The 13163-nt window shown below is 41.4% G+C and carries 20 protein-coding genes and 1 pseudogene; 14 read left to right on the top strand and 7 right to left on the bottom strand.

What is annotated here, in order from left to right:
- Positions 1–25: 25 nt before the first annotated feature.
- The 7 genes from F928_RS16780 to metC all read right to left on the bottom strand — a co-directional run bounded on the left by F928_RS16780 (position 26) and on the right by metC (position 6192).
- On the bottom strand, positions 26–976 hold the full coding sequence (locus F928_RS16780; protein WP_080632740.1) for a metal-dependent hydrolase: 951 nt from the start codon (positions 974–976) through the stop codon (positions 26–28).
- A gap of 124 nt (positions 977–1100) precedes the next feature.
- Positions 1101–1877, bottom strand: a complete 777-nt coding sequence (gene yihA, locus F928_RS16775; protein ID WP_002116788.1) for a ribosome biogenesis GTP-binding protein YihA/YsxC — start codon at positions 1875–1877, stop codon at positions 1101–1103.
- Positions 1878–1977: 100 nt separating this feature from the next.
- Positions 1978–2415, bottom strand: coding sequence for an RrF2 family transcriptional regulator (locus tag F928_RS16770; protein WP_005078341.1), 438 nt, complete (start codon positions 2413–2415; stop codon positions 1978–1980).
- An 87-nt stretch (positions 2416–2502) separates the two neighbouring features.
- Positions 2503–3267, bottom strand: coding sequence for a globin domain-containing protein (locus tag F928_RS16765; RefSeq protein ID WP_005078339.1), 765 nt, complete (start codon positions 3265–3267; stop codon positions 2503–2505).
- Positions 3268–3269: 2 nt separating this feature from the next.
- Positions 3270–3422 (bottom strand): hypothetical protein, encoded by a 153-nt coding sequence (locus F928_RS22405; RefSeq protein WP_106405814.1) that lies wholly within the window; start codon positions 3420–3422, stop codon positions 3270–3272.
- Positions 3412–4959 carry a helicase HerA-like domain-containing protein gene (gene yjgR / locus F928_RS16760; RefSeq protein ID WP_005078337.1) on the bottom strand — a complete coding sequence of 516 codons (1548 nt, stop codon included), beginning with the start codon at positions 4957–4959 and terminating at the stop codon, positions 3412–3414. Before yjgR ends, F928_RS22405 begins: the two co-directional genes overlap by 11 nt.
- Positions 4960–5001: 42 nt before the next feature.
- Positions 5002–6192: a PLP-dependent transferase gene (gene metC / locus F928_RS16755; protein WP_005078334.1), complete on the bottom strand. Its 1191-nt coding sequence runs from the start codon at positions 6190–6192 to the stop codon at positions 5002–5004.
- 168 nt (positions 6193–6360) lie between these two features.
- On the opposite strand from metC, the gene F928_RS16750 reads away from it, so the two are divergent.
- The 14 genes and pseudogenes from F928_RS16750 to rplX all read left to right on the top strand — a co-directional run bounded on the left by F928_RS16750 (position 6361) and on the right by rplX (position 13158).
- Entirely contained in the window at positions 6361–7089 is a 729-nt protein-coding gene (locus F928_RS16750; protein WP_002116949.1) for a type 1 glutamine amidotransferase, read from the top strand.
- 253 nt (positions 7090–7342) lie between these two features.
- Positions 7343–7654 carry a 30S ribosomal protein S10 gene (gene rpsJ, locus F928_RS16745; RefSeq protein ID WP_000070912.1) on the top strand — a complete coding sequence of 104 codons (312 nt, stop codon included), beginning with the start codon at positions 7343–7345 and terminating at the stop codon, positions 7652–7654.
- Between the two features lie 58 nt (positions 7655–7712).
- Positions 7713–8351, top strand: a complete 639-nt coding sequence (gene rplC, locus F928_RS16740; protein WP_002117051.1) for a 50S ribosomal protein L3 — start codon at positions 7713–7715, stop codon at positions 8349–8351.
- Between the two features lie 11 nt (positions 8352–8362).
- A complete protein-coding gene (gene rplD / locus F928_RS16735; RefSeq protein WP_002049755.1) occupies positions 8363–8965 on the top strand; it encodes a 50S ribosomal protein L4 in 603 nt (200 codons plus the stop codon).
- Positions 8962–9282 (top strand): 50S ribosomal protein L23, encoded by a 321-nt coding sequence (gene rplW / locus F928_RS16730; protein ID WP_002049693.1) that lies wholly within the window; start codon positions 8962–8964, stop codon positions 9280–9282. Before rplD ends, rplW begins: the two co-directional genes overlap by 4 nt.
- A gap of 11 nt (positions 9283–9293) precedes the next feature.
- Positions 9294–10118 (top strand): 50S ribosomal protein L2, encoded by an 825-nt coding sequence (rplB, locus tag F928_RS16725; RefSeq protein ID WP_002049686.1) that lies wholly within the window; start codon positions 9294–9296, stop codon positions 10116–10118.
- Between the two features lie 13 nt (positions 10119–10131).
- A complete protein-coding gene (gene rpsS / locus F928_RS16720) occupies positions 10132–10407 on the top strand; it encodes a 30S ribosomal protein S19 (protein WP_001138119.1) in 276 nt (91 codons plus the stop codon).
- Positions 10408–10418: 11 nt separating this feature from the next.
- Positions 10419–10748 carry a 50S ribosomal protein L22 gene (gene rplV, locus F928_RS16715; protein WP_001982638.1) on the top strand — a complete coding sequence of 110 codons (330 nt, stop codon included), beginning with the start codon at positions 10419–10421 and terminating at the stop codon, positions 10746–10748.
- Position 10749: 1 nt separating this feature from the next.
- Positions 10750–11566 (top strand): annotated as a pseudogene (gene rpsC, locus F928_RS16710) (30S ribosomal protein S3).
- Positions 11506–11919 (top strand): 50S ribosomal protein L16, encoded by a 414-nt coding sequence (rplP, locus tag F928_RS16705; RefSeq protein ID WP_002049688.1) that lies wholly within the window; start codon positions 11506–11508, stop codon positions 11917–11919. The pseudogene rpsC and the gene rplP overlap by 61 nt, the downstream one beginning before the upstream one ends.
- On the top strand, positions 11919–12116 hold the full coding sequence (gene rpmC / locus F928_RS16700; protein WP_000849928.1) for a 50S ribosomal protein L29: 198 nt from the start codon (positions 11919–11921) through the stop codon (positions 12114–12116). Before rplP ends, rpmC begins: the two co-directional genes overlap by 1 nt.
- Entirely contained in the window at positions 12113–12370 is a 258-nt protein-coding gene (rpsQ, locus tag F928_RS16695) for a 30S ribosomal protein S17 (RefSeq protein WP_002116661.1), read from the top strand. The genes rpmC and rpsQ overlap by 4 nt, the downstream gene beginning before the upstream one ends.
- A gap of 92 nt (positions 12371–12462) precedes the next feature.
- On the top strand, positions 12463–12831 hold the full coding sequence (rplN, locus tag F928_RS16690; protein ID WP_001982634.1) for a 50S ribosomal protein L14: 369 nt from the start codon (positions 12463–12465) through the stop codon (positions 12829–12831).
- A 9-nt stretch (positions 12832–12840) separates the two neighbouring features.
- Entirely contained in the window at positions 12841–13158 is a 318-nt protein-coding gene (gene rplX, locus F928_RS16685) for a 50S ribosomal protein L24 (protein WP_002116820.1), read from the top strand.
- The last annotated feature ends 5 nt before the right edge of the window (positions 13159–13163 follow it).

Here is a 13163-nt window from a genome sequence, read left to right as displayed (position 1 = left end):
GGATTTAAAATCCTGCTTTTTATTTTTAAGCTGCTTGTAACTCGGCTCTTTTCGCTGCTGGAGATTGCGATAAATAGCTAACCGCATCTTCAGTGCTGCCTTCCTTGACTGGATCATACCAAGGCATGAGGTAATCAATTTGTTGGGCAATCAGCCAAAATGGATTTGGTAGCACTTGGTTATCTTTTCTGCTAATTTTATACCACTCTACAGCAACCCATACTGGGAAAAATCTAGATTTAGCAGCATCAGCAAAACGTGGATCTTGTTTCATAATATGCGCAGCACCATCTACCCATAATCCAAGCACCAGTACAATCACTGCAAGGCTTAAATAGTAGCGTGGAATATATCCACCACCCAAATGGCGATATAAATCAAAAGCAACGGTACGGTGTTCAATTTCTTCTGAACCATGCCATTTAACCAGATCGACCATTTCAGGGTCAGCGCCTAATTCTTCCCAACGCTCGTTATAGAGTGCATATTTCCCTAATACACAGGTCATATGCTCAACAGTTGCAATAACGCCTAAACGGAAAAGGTCCCATTGCGCTTGTAGAAATTGAGGGACTTCTTTATCAAATGGTTTATCTGCTAAGGCAGTGGTAAATAGATAATTCATAATGTCCAGATTTCGCTGGATATCAATATTACGTGCGCTTAAATATTCTTTATTGGCAGAAGTATGCGCATTGGCATGCATAGCTTCTTGGCGGATAAATGCTTGCACATCCTGTTTAAGTTTTTCATCTTTAATTTGCGGTAAAACTTTATTGTACAAACGGCAAAACCAGAATTCTCCAGCAGGTAAGATGTTATTAATTTCATTAATAAAATAACTTGCGAAAGGCTGATTTGGAATCCAGTCAACAGGGGTATCTTTCCAGTCAAATTTTACTTTACGTGGAAGAATTTTATAGTCAATAGAAGAACCTAAAGCCTTGTTCTTCAAAAAAGATAACAATTTCATCATTTAGTCCTGATTTTTAACTCGATGAAGTTATAACGAGTATAAAAAAAGCCCCTACATTTGTGTTTAGCAATAGGGGCCAATTTGAAAATAAATTTAATAAAGAAATTGTATCTGTTTTGACGATTTACTCTTCAGTATCCTCATCTGATGCTTCAGGGATCGCGTCAACGTCAAATTCCGGCTCTTGATCAAGCGTAAAATGCAGGCGTCCAGCCATAACACTTGCTAGCTCTTCTAAACCTAACTTATTAAGTGAGGAGAAAAGTTGAATCGAGAAATCAAGCTTCATTTTTTTCAGTTGTTGCTTAACTTCTAATAGCACTTTGTTTGCAGGGCCACGATTAAGTTTGTCTGCTTTCGTTAAGAGAATATGAACAAAGAGATGACGTGAATAAGCCCACTCTAGCATCATCATGTCGAAATGCTGTAGAGGATGGCGAATATCCATAAGTAATACTAAGCCTTGTAAGCTTTTACGATGGATTAAATAGTTCTCTAATTCTTTTTGCCATACTCGTTTCATATCTTCAGGTACGGCTGCATAGCCATAGCCGGGAAGATCGACTAAACGTTGATCGGGGTTGCCTAGACTAAAGAAGTTAATCATCTGGGTACGGCCAGGTTTTTTAGAGGCGCGCGCTAGCTGTTTTTTGTTGGTTAGTGCATTGATAGCACTGGACTTACCGGCATTTGAGCGTCCTGCAAAAGCGATCTCGTAGCCACTATCTTCAACACAAAGTGCCAATTTAGGTGCACTCATTAGAAACTCAGCTTGGCGTAACCAGTTGAGTGATTGCACAGCATATGCCGTGATCGCTGGATCTGGTTTCTTTTCATAGCTGATCTTTTGCTTGGGTGCGAGTCTGGCTTTGGTGTCTTTCGATTTTTCACTACGACGCATAAAAAATAACTTTTTAAATGAGAGGGCTCGCGCCTAGTATAAAGGAGCTTGGGTATTCTTGCTAATTTTCAATAAGTCGACTTATCAAAATCAGTAGAGCTTAGATTTGTAAAAATGCAATAGGGGAGTTGGCAGGAGCAGATTTTGATTGCTGCAAAACTTCTCCGAGTGTGTATTGGTCTAGACTTTGATAAAAGCTTTCTAAAGCCTGATCTAAAATACCTTTTAAACCACAGTGACTGCGTAATACACAAGGTGGTGTATTACATTCAACGATTTGATTGTTGCCCTGTAATATTCGAACGATTGAACCTAAATTTGAGTTAAGTGCATCTGGATTTAAGCGAATTCCTCCGCCTTTTCCACGAATGGTAATAATCCATTCCTGCTTGCCCATGAAGTGAACAACTTTAACTAGATGGTTTTGTGAAACATGCAAATCTTTCGCGATTTCTGCAATCGTGTAGGGTGCATCACTTGGGCGTGCAACATACATTAAGAGTCGTAATGCATAATCGGTAAATTTATTAAGCTGCATGATCACCAAAAATGGAAGAGATAAAAAGGATGATCATCTTAGCCTGAAAGTCTTAATAAGAAAACTTTCAGGCAAGAGGTTTTTACATTACAGCGTTAAAGGGGCTGAAACCTGTACTTGATCACCCACTCTATAATGCTCAAGTAGAATATTAGCAACTGAAAACTCAGTATGATTTTCTTCAGGCTGCACTTCAAAGTGATACGAGTTATCTTCTTGAGCTTCAGTAAATTTAAAAGCTTTCGGTTGTTCAAGTTGTTGTTCGGGAACTTGTACTTTAACTGAAATAAAGGCATTTGCTGGGCTAGTCAGTACGTCTTCATGGTCAGTTGCTTTTAAAGTGAAGCGTTTGCCAGATTCCAGAGGATCAATTTGAGTAATTTCAAATGAACGCCAGCCAGCCCATCCACCTTTTAAGCTTTCAAGTTGTTCGTATTTTTGTTTTTCAACACCAATCAAGATATCAGCCAACTGTAAGTATGCTTGTTTCCACGCTTCAATAAGCTCTGATTCGAATGGCACGTTGAGTACTTCACTAATTGAATGAAGTAGGTTGTCCCCAACAATTGCATATTGGTCTGGTTGAATATCTAAGCTCACGTGTTTAGTGGTGATGCGTTCTACCGCTTTAGCTAGAACAGTGGGGTTCTCAATATTTTCTGCATAAGCAAGCACAGCAGCTGCAAGAGCACGTGGCTGACGTAAGCTGGTTTGGTCATCTAAATTGAAAACATTTTTTAATTCTGGATTGTTATTCAGCATGCGCTTATAGAAGTATGTAGTCAGCGTAACGCCGTGTTTACGTAAAACCGGTACAGTAGATTTAACAAGTTCAATTTGTTGTGGAGTCATGGCTAGACCTTATTTATCTGGCTATATAAGATGTATTTAAAATACATCTTTAAAAAATTAATGGCAATAACTTTTTTTATAAAAACCATAAAAAAATTAGGGGATATAAAATCCCCTAAAATTAACGCAATTTTTTTAATATTTTTATTTACCAAATAAAGAGCCGAGCAAGCCCCTTACGAGTTTTTGGCCGGTACTTCCTCCTAAACTGCGTGCAGCACTTTTGGCAAAAGTTCCAACAATGTCTTGTGTGAGTTTAGCTCGTTCACGGGCTGCTCTTTCTTCCTCTTTTAATTGCTCACGTGCCAAACGTTCCTGCTCTTTAGCTTGCTGTTTTGCTAAAGTTTCTTGTTCTTTAGCTTGTTGTTTTGCAAGTTCGGTGTCTTGCTGCTGTTGTTCGCGTTCAGCAACTTTATTCTGTAGCATTTCATAGGCACTATCACGATCTACAGCTTGTTCATAAACTCCAGCAATAATACTTTGCGAGATTAAAGTCTGACGCTCTTCTGGAGTGATCGGTGTAAATGCAGAGTACGGAGGCATAACCCAACCACGTTCTACAATCTGTGGCGTACCTTGTTCATCTAGACAGCTAATGAGTGCCTCACCAACACCAAGTTGGGTAATAGCTTCATCAACTTTAAACTCTGGATTAGCACGGAAAGTGTCTGCTGCGGTTTTTACAGCTTTTTGATCTTTAGGGGTGAATGCACGTAATGCATGTTGAACGCGATTACCAAGTTGACCAAGAACGCTTTCGGGTAAATCGAGTGGGTTTTGAGTAATAAAGTAGATACCCACCCCTTTGGAGCGGATTAAACGTACAACTTGTTCAATCTTGTCTTGGAGTGCTTGGCTGGCATTATCAAATAATAAGTGAGCTTCATCAAAGAAAAACACGAGTTTAGGTTTATCCATGTCACCGACTTCTGGTAGCTGTTCAAATAGCTCTGAAAGCATCCATAAGAGGAAAGTGGCATATAACTTAGGTGTATTCATGAGCTTGTCGGCAGCAAGAATATTGATATAGCCGTGTCCGTTTGCATCAGTTTGGATAAAATCCAGAATATTTAAAGCTGGTTCCCCAAAGAACTGTTCTCCACCTTGGTCGGCAAGTGCTAATAAATTGCGCTGAATAGCGCCTAGGCTTGCTGGAGATAAATTGCCATATTCAGCTTTAAATTCAGCTGCATGTTCACTCACAAAAGTGATCATGGCTTTTAAGTCTTTAAAATCGACTAAAAGTAAACCTTGGTCATCTGCAATACGGAATACAGCAGATAAAACACCTTCTTGGGTATCATTTAAGTTTAGTATGCGTGCTAATAAAATTGGCCCAATTTCAGAAATGGTGGTTCGGATAGGATGACCTTGCTGACCAAATAAATCCCAAAAAACAACTGGATTCGCTGCAAATGGAACACTATCAATTTGTAAAAGTTTTAAGCGTTCATTAAATTTATCCGAAGCTTCACCAGCTTTTGCAAGACTCGAAACATCGCCTTTAGCATCGGCAAGAAATACCGGCACACCGATTCGAGAGAAACTCTCTGCTAGAACTTTTAACGTAACTGTTTTACCTGTACCTGTCGCGCCTGCAATAAGTCCATGACGGTTAGCAAACTGGGGAAGTAAAACAATTTCTTTTGATGTGTCCTTAATATTTTTAGCAATAACAATCGGTGTACCCATATATTTTTATCCTATGGTTTGAGTCACTATAATCTTGTCGTTTTACAGTTGTTTCAGTGCATTTTCGATATCTTGTATCAAATCTTGCGGATCTTCTAGTCCTATACAGAATCGAACCAATAATCCTTGTTGTAAATGTGTATTCTCAAGCTTTCTCATCATTTTTAAATCATAAAGCATAATCAGGCTAACGGGTCCACCCCAGCTAAAACCGAGCTTAAATAACTCTAATGCATCGCAGAAACGACGTACTGCTGTAATGTCATATTCAGGTTTAAAAATAACACTCACTAAGCCAGCACTTTGACCGTCTATGCAGATTTCTTGCCAATATTGATGGCCTGGTGAGGATTCATCACTTGGGTGTAGAACTTGTGCAAATTGAGGCTGGTTCTTTAGCCATTTAAGTAGAGTGTGAGCATTGGTTGACTGTTGTTCATAGCGTAAAGACATATGAGCAAGGCTGCGTTGAACTTGAGCCGCATCATCTCCAGAGATTGCGATGCCTAAAATGGCGTGTGTGCGGAATAGGCGGTGATGAAGTTTCTCATCACGAGTTACAATGCTGCCCATTAGGATGTCACCACCACCACTTGGATATTTTGTTAATGCGTGAACGGTTAAATCGACTGATAGATGTTCATCAGAAAAATTAAAAGCATTAAACGCAAGCCCAGCTCCCCAAGTGTTATCTAGAGCTGTCAATACACCATGCTTTTTAGCTTTCTTGACTAGATTTTTAAGATCAGGGAATTCTAAAGTAACTGAACCTGCAGCTTCTAACCATAATAGTTTACTTCTTTCGGTAGGTTGAAAACTTGCAGCGTCAATGGGGTTATATACTTTAACAATAATGCCATATTGACTTTGTAGATAAGTTAAATGTTCTAGATTTGGCCCGTAAATATTGTCTGGAACCCATACTTCATCATTAGTGCTTAAAAATGCTGAGTTCACAATATTAATTGCGGATAGGCCACTCGGTGCAAGCAAACAATGCAAACCACCTTCAATTTGCGCAATATTGTCGCCTAAGGTGAATGTAGTAGGGGTGCCATGTGTTCCATAGCTATAGTCATACTTATCAGTCCAGTGACGATCAAAAAGGTGCGAAGTTGATTTGAAAATGATAGTCGATGCGCGAAATAAGGGAGGTTGCACCGTTTCAATGAATTGCGGAGCCTTTCTTGGGGCATGAATGAGACGAGTCTGGAAATCGTTATGCTTTTTCATAGTGCATTATGTTTTAAATGATAAAGTTAGATTAAGAGAAATTTAAATTCTTCGCTAGATTTATAAAGTTTTGTAAGACGTTTCGTTACAGTAGACCTATAAAACAAAAACTTGGCTTTATTTTTGCAAAGACCACTACAACATTCTAACAACAATAGGTTTAAGCGCATGAAGTCGCATTTAAGAGTTCATTATTTTCAACATATCGCGGGTGAGGGTTTTGGGAGTTGTTATTCATTTTTAAAAGCTCACCACGCGACTATTAGTTCTACGGAGTTTTTTGCACTTCCGGTTGATCGGTCACTTGAAATAGAAGCTTTACCACAAATTGATGAGGTTGACTTATTATTAGTCATGGGTGGCACCATGAGTGTAAATGATGAGGCGAATTATCCATGGCTTAAGATAGAGAAAAGATGGTTGCGTCGTTATTTAGCAGCAGGAAAGCCTGCTATAGGTCTCTGTTTGGGTGGGCAGCTAATTGCTAATGCACTAGGCGCTGCAGTCAGTCGAAACCGCTATCAGGAACTTGGCTGGTCGACAGTTCAAAGGGTAGCAAATTTACCTCAAGACAGCTTTCCATTGCCTGAAAAGATAAAGGTGATGCAGTGGCATAGCGAGACATTTGAAATACCCAAAGGTGCTATACACTTAGCCGAGAATATAGCTTGTCGTAATCAGATGTATCAAATTGGAAAAAATGTGCTTGGTTTTCAATTTCATCCAGAAATGACGCCAGCAACGTTAGAACTCTTGCTTGAAAATGAAGAAGAGCTATCTATTTTTAATGGGGAATATGTTCAGCCTGTGAGTGAACTGCAATATTCAGAAGCACAAAAATTTGAACAAGGTAATCAACTCTTAAATAAAGCGATTGAATTTGTCATAAATGCCTAGAGTGAGTTGAGAATACTAGGTTAAAGTGCGTTTTGAACAAAAAATAGAAAAAGAGAATTGCATAAGACTTAAACAATCGTTATAATGGGCGACCCTCAAAAGGAGGGGCATTTACTGCGAAGAAAGTAGTAAATGTGCATTACAGTCGTGGCATCGATCATGACCTTAGTGATTTTCACTGCCTTTGACACTTACCAATAGGTGAGATGCGTCAAGGGTGATTCTTTATATGTTTGGCTTGGAGTTTACTGGTATGTCTAACCAGAGAATTCGTATCCGTTTGAAGTCTTTTGATCATCGTCTGATTGATCAATCTGCTCAAGAGATCGTAGAAACCGCTAAGCGTACTGGCGCACAAGTTTGTGGTCCAATTCCGATGCCTACTCGCATCGAACGCTTCAACGTTCTTACTTCACCGCACGTTAACAAAGATGCGCGTGACCAGTACGAAATCCGCACCTACAAACGTTTGATCGATATCGTTCAACCTACAGATAAAACTGTTGATGCATTGATGAAATTAGATCTTGCGGCTGGTGTTGATGTTCAGATCGCTTTGGGTTAAGGCTTTCGGTTGATTAACTTCTAAGTTAATTAGGCCGCTTTTTTAGAGGTTTATGCACATGGCTATTGGTTTAGTCGGTCGCAAATGTGGTATGACTCGCATCTTTACAGATGCAGGTGTTTCTGTACCTGTTACAGTCATCGAAGTCGATCCAAACCGCATTACGCAAATCAAAACACTTGAAACTGATGGTTATCAAGCTGTTCAAGTAACTACTGGTGAACGTCGCGAATCTCGCGTAACTAACGCTCAGAAAGGTCACTTCGCGAAAGCTGGTGTTGCTGCTGGTCGTTTAGTTAAAGAGTTCCGTGTTACTGAAGCTGAGCTTGAAGGCCGTGAAGTTGGCGGTACTATTGGCGTTGATTTGTTCACAGTTGGTCAAGTAGTTGACGTAACTGGTCAATCAAAAGGTAAAGGTTTCCAAGGTGGTGTTAAACGTTGGAACTTCCGTACCCAAGACGCTACTCACGGTAACTCAGTTTCTCACCGTGTATTAGGTTCTACAGGTCAAAACCAGACTCCTGGGCGCGTGTTCAAAGGCAAGAAAATGGCTGGTCACTTAGGTGATGAACGCGTAACAGTACAAGGTCTTGAAATCGTATCTATTGACGCTGAACGTTCTGTTTTAGTTGTTAAAGGTGCAATTCCTGGTGCAACTGGCGGTGACGTGATTGTACGTCCTACCATCAAGGCCTGAGGGGAAATACCGTGAATTTGAAAACTGTTTCCGGCTCTGCTGTTGAATTGTCTGAAGTTGCTTTCGGACGTGAATTTAACGAAGCTCTTGTACACCAAGTTGTTACTGCTTACTTAGCAGGTGGTCGTCAAGGTACTCGTGCTCAAAAATCACGTGCAGACGTTTCTGGCGGTGGTAAAAAGCCATTCCGTCAAAAAGGTACTGGTCGTGCTCGTGCGGGTTCTATTCGTAGCCCTATCTGGGTTGGCGGGGGTAAAACTTTTGCTGCTCGTCCACAAGATTGGTCTCAAAAAGTAAACCGTAAGATGTACCGCGGTGCAATGCAATGTATCTTAGCTGAACTTGTTCGCCAAGATCGTCTTGTATTAGTTGAAGAGTTTGCAGTTGCAGCTCCAAAAACTAAAGAATTGCTTGCAAAGCTTAACGACTTAAATGCTGCTCGTGCATTAATCGTTACTGACGCTGTAGATGAGAACTTATATCTTGCAGCACGCAACCTTCCGCATGTAGATGTGGTAGATGCAACTGCAATCGATCCTGTAAGCTTGATCGCGTTTGATAAAGTTGTGATGTCTGTAGCTGCTGCTAAGAAAATTGAGGTAGAACTCGGATGAACAACGAACGTATCTATCAAGTCCTAAAAGGACCAGTCTTCTCAGAAAAGGCACAAGTATTAGGTGATACTGTTGGTGTTCAAGTATTTAAAGTAGACATCAATGCTACTAAACTTGAAATCAAAAAAGCAGTTGAAAAACTTTTTGGTGTAGAAGTTGTTAAAGTTAACACAACTATTACTAAAGGTAAGACTAAGCGCTTTGGTCGTACATTGGGACGCCGTTCTGATGTTAAAAAAGCATACGTCACCCTGAAAGCTGGCCAAGATGTTGAAATGGCTGACTTGGGCGATACCGCTGAAAGCGCAGCGGAATAAGGACGAAAATTATGCCGATTCAAAAATGTAAGCCAACGTCTCCAGGACGTCGCTTTGTAGAGAAAGTGGTTCATGACCATCTTCACAAAGGCGCTCCTTACGCACCGTTGGTTGAAGCTAAAAAACGTACTGGTGGTCGTAATAACAACGGTCACATTACTACTCGTCACGTTGGTGGTGGTCATAAACAACACTACCGTATCGTTGACTTCAAACGTAACAAAGACAGCATCCCAGCTGTTGTAGAGCGTATTGAATACGATCCAAACCGTACAGCACATATTGCTTTGTTGAAATATGCTGATGGTGAGCGTCGTTATATCATCGCACCTAAAGGCTTACGTGCTGGCGATAAAGTACAATCTGGTAACGATGCTCCAATTCGTCCAGGTAACTGCTTGCCACTTCGTAATATGCCGATCGGTTCTACACTTCATAACGTTGAACTTAAAATTGGTAAGGGTGCGCAATTAGCGCGTTCAGCTGGTGCTTCTGTTCAGTTGTTGGGTCGTGATGGTTCTTACGCAATTATTCGTCTTCGTTCAGGCGAAATGCGTAAAGTACATGTTGAATGCCGTGCTGTAATTGGTGAAGTTTCTAACCAAGAAAACAACCTTCGTTCATTGGGTAAAGCTGGTGCTTCGCGCTGGCGTGGTGTTCGTCCTACCGTACGTGGTATGGCGATGAACCCGATTGATCACCCGCACGGTGGTGGTGAAGGGCGTAACAAAGGTATTCAACCTGTAAGCCCATGGGGTCAAAAAGCTAAAGGGTACAAGACACGTACCAATAAGCGTACGACTAAGATGATTATTCGCGACCGTCGCGTCAAGTAAAGGAATCTGACTAATGCCTCGTTCTCTGAAAAAAGGCCCATTCGTCGATGCGCACTTGTTCGCTAAGGTTGAAGCGGCTGTTGCTAGTAACTCTCGCAAGCCGATTAAAACTTGGTCTCGTCGTTCGATGATCCTTCCAGATTTTGTTGGTTTAACAATTTCTGTTCATAATGGTCGTAACCACGTTCCAGTAATTGTTACTGAGCATATGGTTGGTCATAAACTCGGTGAATTCGCGCCAACTCGTACCTATCGTGGTCACGGTGTTGACAAGAAATCTAAACGTTAATAGGTGTCATGATGGAAGTAACTGCTAAATTACGCGGTGCCGCTATCTCGGCACAGAAAGCACGTTTGGTTGCAGATCTTATTCGCGGCAAATCTGTTGCGCATGCTTTAAATATCTTAAACTTCAGCAATAAAAAAGCTGCTGTTTTAGTAAAAAAAGCATTGGAATCTGCGATTGCAAACGCTGAACACAATAACAGTTTAGATGTTGACGATCTTAAAGTATCTACGATTTACGTTGACGAAGGCATGAGCCTTAAACGTATTATGCCACGTGCTAAAGGCCGTGCAGATCGTATTACTAAGCGTACTTGTCACATCACCGTTAAGGTAGGGGTTTGATATGGGTCAGAAGGTTCATCCAATCGGTATCCGCCTAGGTGTTGTGAAACGTCATAACGCTAACTGGTATGCGAATCCGAAACAATACGCTGAATACTTGCTTAAAGATCTTCAAGTTCGTGAGTTTTTAACTAAAAAACTTAAGAATGCGATGGTAAGCAACATTCTTATCGAACGTCCATCAGGCGCTGCTAAAGTAACTATTAGCACAGCTCGTCCTGGTATCGTAATCGGTAAAAAAGGCGAAGATATTGAGAAATTACAGCGCGAACTTACCAGCATTATGGGTGTTCCAGCGCAAGTAAGTATCAACGAAATTGATCGCCCAGACTTAGATGCGCGTTTAGTTGCTGAAGCAATCGCTTCTCAATTAGAAAAGCGTGTAATGTTCCGTCGTGCTATGAAGCGTGCGGTTCAAAACACTATGCGTGCTGGTGCTAAAGGTATCAAAGTTGAAGTGTCTGGCCGTTTAGGTGGTGCAGAGATTGCTCGTACAGAATGGTATCGTGAAGGTCGTGTACCTTTACATACGCTACGTGCAGACATTGACTATGCAACTATGCGTGCAGAAACAACTTACGGTACGATTGGTGTTAAAGTTTGGATTTTCCGTGGCGAGATTTTAGGTGGCATGAAACAAGTCATGAACCCTGCTCCTGCTGAAGATCGTCCAGCTAAACGTGGTCGTGGTCGTGGTGAAGGTCAAGAGCGTCGTGGTCGTCGCGGTGACCGTGCTGCTGACAAGGGAGAATAATCCATGTTGCAACCTAAACGTACCAAATTCCGTAAGGTGCACAAAGGCCGTAATACTGGTCTAGCGCATCGTGGTAGTACAGTATCATTTGGTTCGATTGCAATCAAAGCAACTGAACGTGGTCGTATGACTGCTCGTCAGATTGAAGCTGCACGTCGTACTATTAGCCGCCGTATTAAGCGTGGTGGTAAAATCTTTATTCGCGTATTCCCGGATAAACCAATTACTCAAAAGCCTCTTGAAGTGCGTATGGGTAAAGGTAAGGGTAGCGTGGAGTACTGGGTTTGCCAGATCCAACCAGGTAAGATCCTGTACGAAATTGAAGGTGTGAACGAAGAATTAGCGCGTGAAGCATTTGCTTTAGCTGCTGCTAAACTTCCGTTTAAAACCACTATCGTGACTCGGACGGTAATGTAATGAAAACTAAAGATCTACGTGAAAAATCGGTAGAAGAGTTGAAAGCTTTGCTTGATGAGCAACAGCTTAATCAATTCCGTCTTCGTATGGCGAAAGCAACTGGTCAGTTGGGTAAATCGCATGAAGTGCAAGTTGCTCGTAAGACAATTGCTCGTATTAAGACACTCCTTACCGAAAAACAGGGGAACGGACAATGAGTGAAAAAACAGTCCGCACGTTAACCGGCAAAGTAGTAAGCGACAAAATGGACAAGTCTATTGTTGTTCTTATCGAACGCCGCGTTCAACACCCGTTGTATGGCAAATCAATTCGCCGTTCAACTAAGTTACACGCTCATGATGAGAACAATGTTGCTAAACTTGGCGATGTTGTGACCATTAAAGAAAGCCGCCCAATTTCTAAAACTAAAGCTTGGACTTTAGTGGAAGTAGTTGAAGCAGCTGCTGAGTAATTCGACGTTCTTGTTGCATCATCGGTCAATTTCGAGTACTCTTTGAGCCTTTCGAAATTGTGACCGGTGATGCTCGGTTTTGGAGTAGGGCAATGATTCAAACCGAAACTATGCTCGACGTAGCAGACAACAGTGGTGCTCGCCGCGTACAATGTATTAAAGTACTTGGTGGTTCACATCGTCGTTATGCTTCTGTTGGCGACATTATTAAAGTTACTGTAAAAGAAGCAATCCCACGCGCACGTGTTAAAAAAGGTGACGTGATGAATGCGGTTGTAGTTCGTACTAAATTCGGCATTCGTCGTCCAGATGGTTCTGTGATCCGTTTTGATGATAATGCTGCAGTTATCCTGAACAACAACAAAGCTCCGATTGCTACTCGTATCTTCGGACCAGTGACTCGTGAACTTCGTACTGAACAGTTCATGAAAATCATTTCATTGGCTCCTGAAGTTCTATAAGAGGCAATCATGGCTAAGATTAAAAAAGGCGATCAAGTTATCGTGATCGCAGGTAAAGAAAAAGGCAAACAGGGTACTGTATTGTCTGTTTCTGAAGACCGCGTTAAGGTTGAAGGCCTTAACTTAGTGAAGAAGCATCAAAAGCCGAATCGTGTAACTGGCGCTGAAGGCGGTATCGTTACTCAAGAAGCTTCGCTTCATATTTCAAACGTGGCAATTTTAAATGCTACAACCCAGAAGGCTGACCGTGTTGGTTACCAAGTGATTGATGGCGTGAAAACTCGCGTTTATAAATCAAATGGTGAATCAGTGGCGGTAGCGAAGTAATAGGT

The organism is Acinetobacter pittii ATCC 19004 = CIP 70.29 (assembly GCF_000369045.1).
Lineage (GTDB): Bacteria > Pseudomonadota > Gammaproteobacteria > Pseudomonadales > Moraxellaceae > Acinetobacter > Acinetobacter pittii.
Note: the sequence above shows the minus strand (reverse complement) of the source record. Positions and strands in the feature narration are given on the sequence as shown.

Bases quoted from the DNA above. Each gene is read 5' to 3' on its own strand.
- F928_RS16780 (WP_080632740.1), bottom strand. From the start codon at position 976: ATGATGAAATTGTTATCTTTTTTGAAGAACAAGGCTTTAGGTTCTTCT.
- yihA (WP_002116788.1), bottom strand. From the start codon at position 1,877: ATGCGTCGTAGTGAAAAATCGAAAGACACCAAAGCCAGACTCGCACCC.
- F928_RS16770 (WP_005078341.1), bottom strand. From the start codon at position 2,415: ATGCAGCTTAATAAATTTACCGATTATGCATTACGACTCTTAATGTAT.
- F928_RS16765 (WP_005078339.1), bottom strand. From the start codon at position 3,267: ATGACTCCACAACAAATTGAACTTGTTAAATCTACTGTACCGGTTTTA.
- yjgR (WP_005078337.1), bottom strand. From the start codon at position 4,959: ATGGGTACACCGATTGTTATTGCTAAAAATATTAAGGACACATCAAAA.
- metC (WP_005078334.1), bottom strand. From the start codon at position 6,192: ATGAAAAAGCATAACGATTTCCAGACTCGTCTCATTCATGCCCCAAGA.
- F928_RS16750 (WP_002116949.1), top strand. From the start codon at position 6,361: ATGAAGTCGCATTTAAGAGTTCATTATTTTCAACATATCGCGGGTGAG.
- rpsJ (WP_000070912.1), top strand. From the start codon at position 7,343: ATGTCTAACCAGAGAATTCGTATCCGTTTGAAGTCTTTTGATCATCGT.
- rplC (WP_002117051.1), top strand. From the start codon at position 7,713: ATGGCTATTGGTTTAGTCGGTCGCAAATGTGGTATGACTCGCATCTTT.
- rplW (WP_002049693.1), top strand. From the start codon at position 8,962: ATGAACAACGAACGTATCTATCAAGTCCTAAAAGGACCAGTCTTCTCA.
- rplB (WP_002049686.1), top strand. From the start codon at position 9,294: ATGCCGATTCAAAAATGTAAGCCAACGTCTCCAGGACGTCGCTTTGTA.
- rpsS (WP_001138119.1), top strand. From the start codon at position 10,132: ATGCCTCGTTCTCTGAAAAAAGGCCCATTCGTCGATGCGCACTTGTTC.
- rplV (WP_001982638.1), top strand. From the start codon at position 10,419: ATGGAAGTAACTGCTAAATTACGCGGTGCCGCTATCTCGGCACAGAAA.
- rplP (WP_002049688.1), top strand. From the start codon at position 11,506: ATGTTGCAACCTAAACGTACCAAATTCCGTAAGGTGCACAAAGGCCGT.
- rpmC (WP_000849928.1), top strand. From the start codon at position 11,919: ATGAAAACTAAAGATCTACGTGAAAAATCGGTAGAAGAGTTGAAAGCT.
- rpsQ (WP_002116661.1), top strand. From the start codon at position 12,113: ATGAGTGAAAAAACAGTCCGCACGTTAACCGGCAAAGTAGTAAGCGAC.
- rplN (WP_001982634.1), top strand. From the start codon at position 12,463: ATGATTCAAACCGAAACTATGCTCGACGTAGCAGACAACAGTGGTGCT.
- rplX (WP_002116820.1), top strand. From the start codon at position 12,841: ATGGCTAAGATTAAAAAAGGCGATCAAGTTATCGTGATCGCAGGTAAA.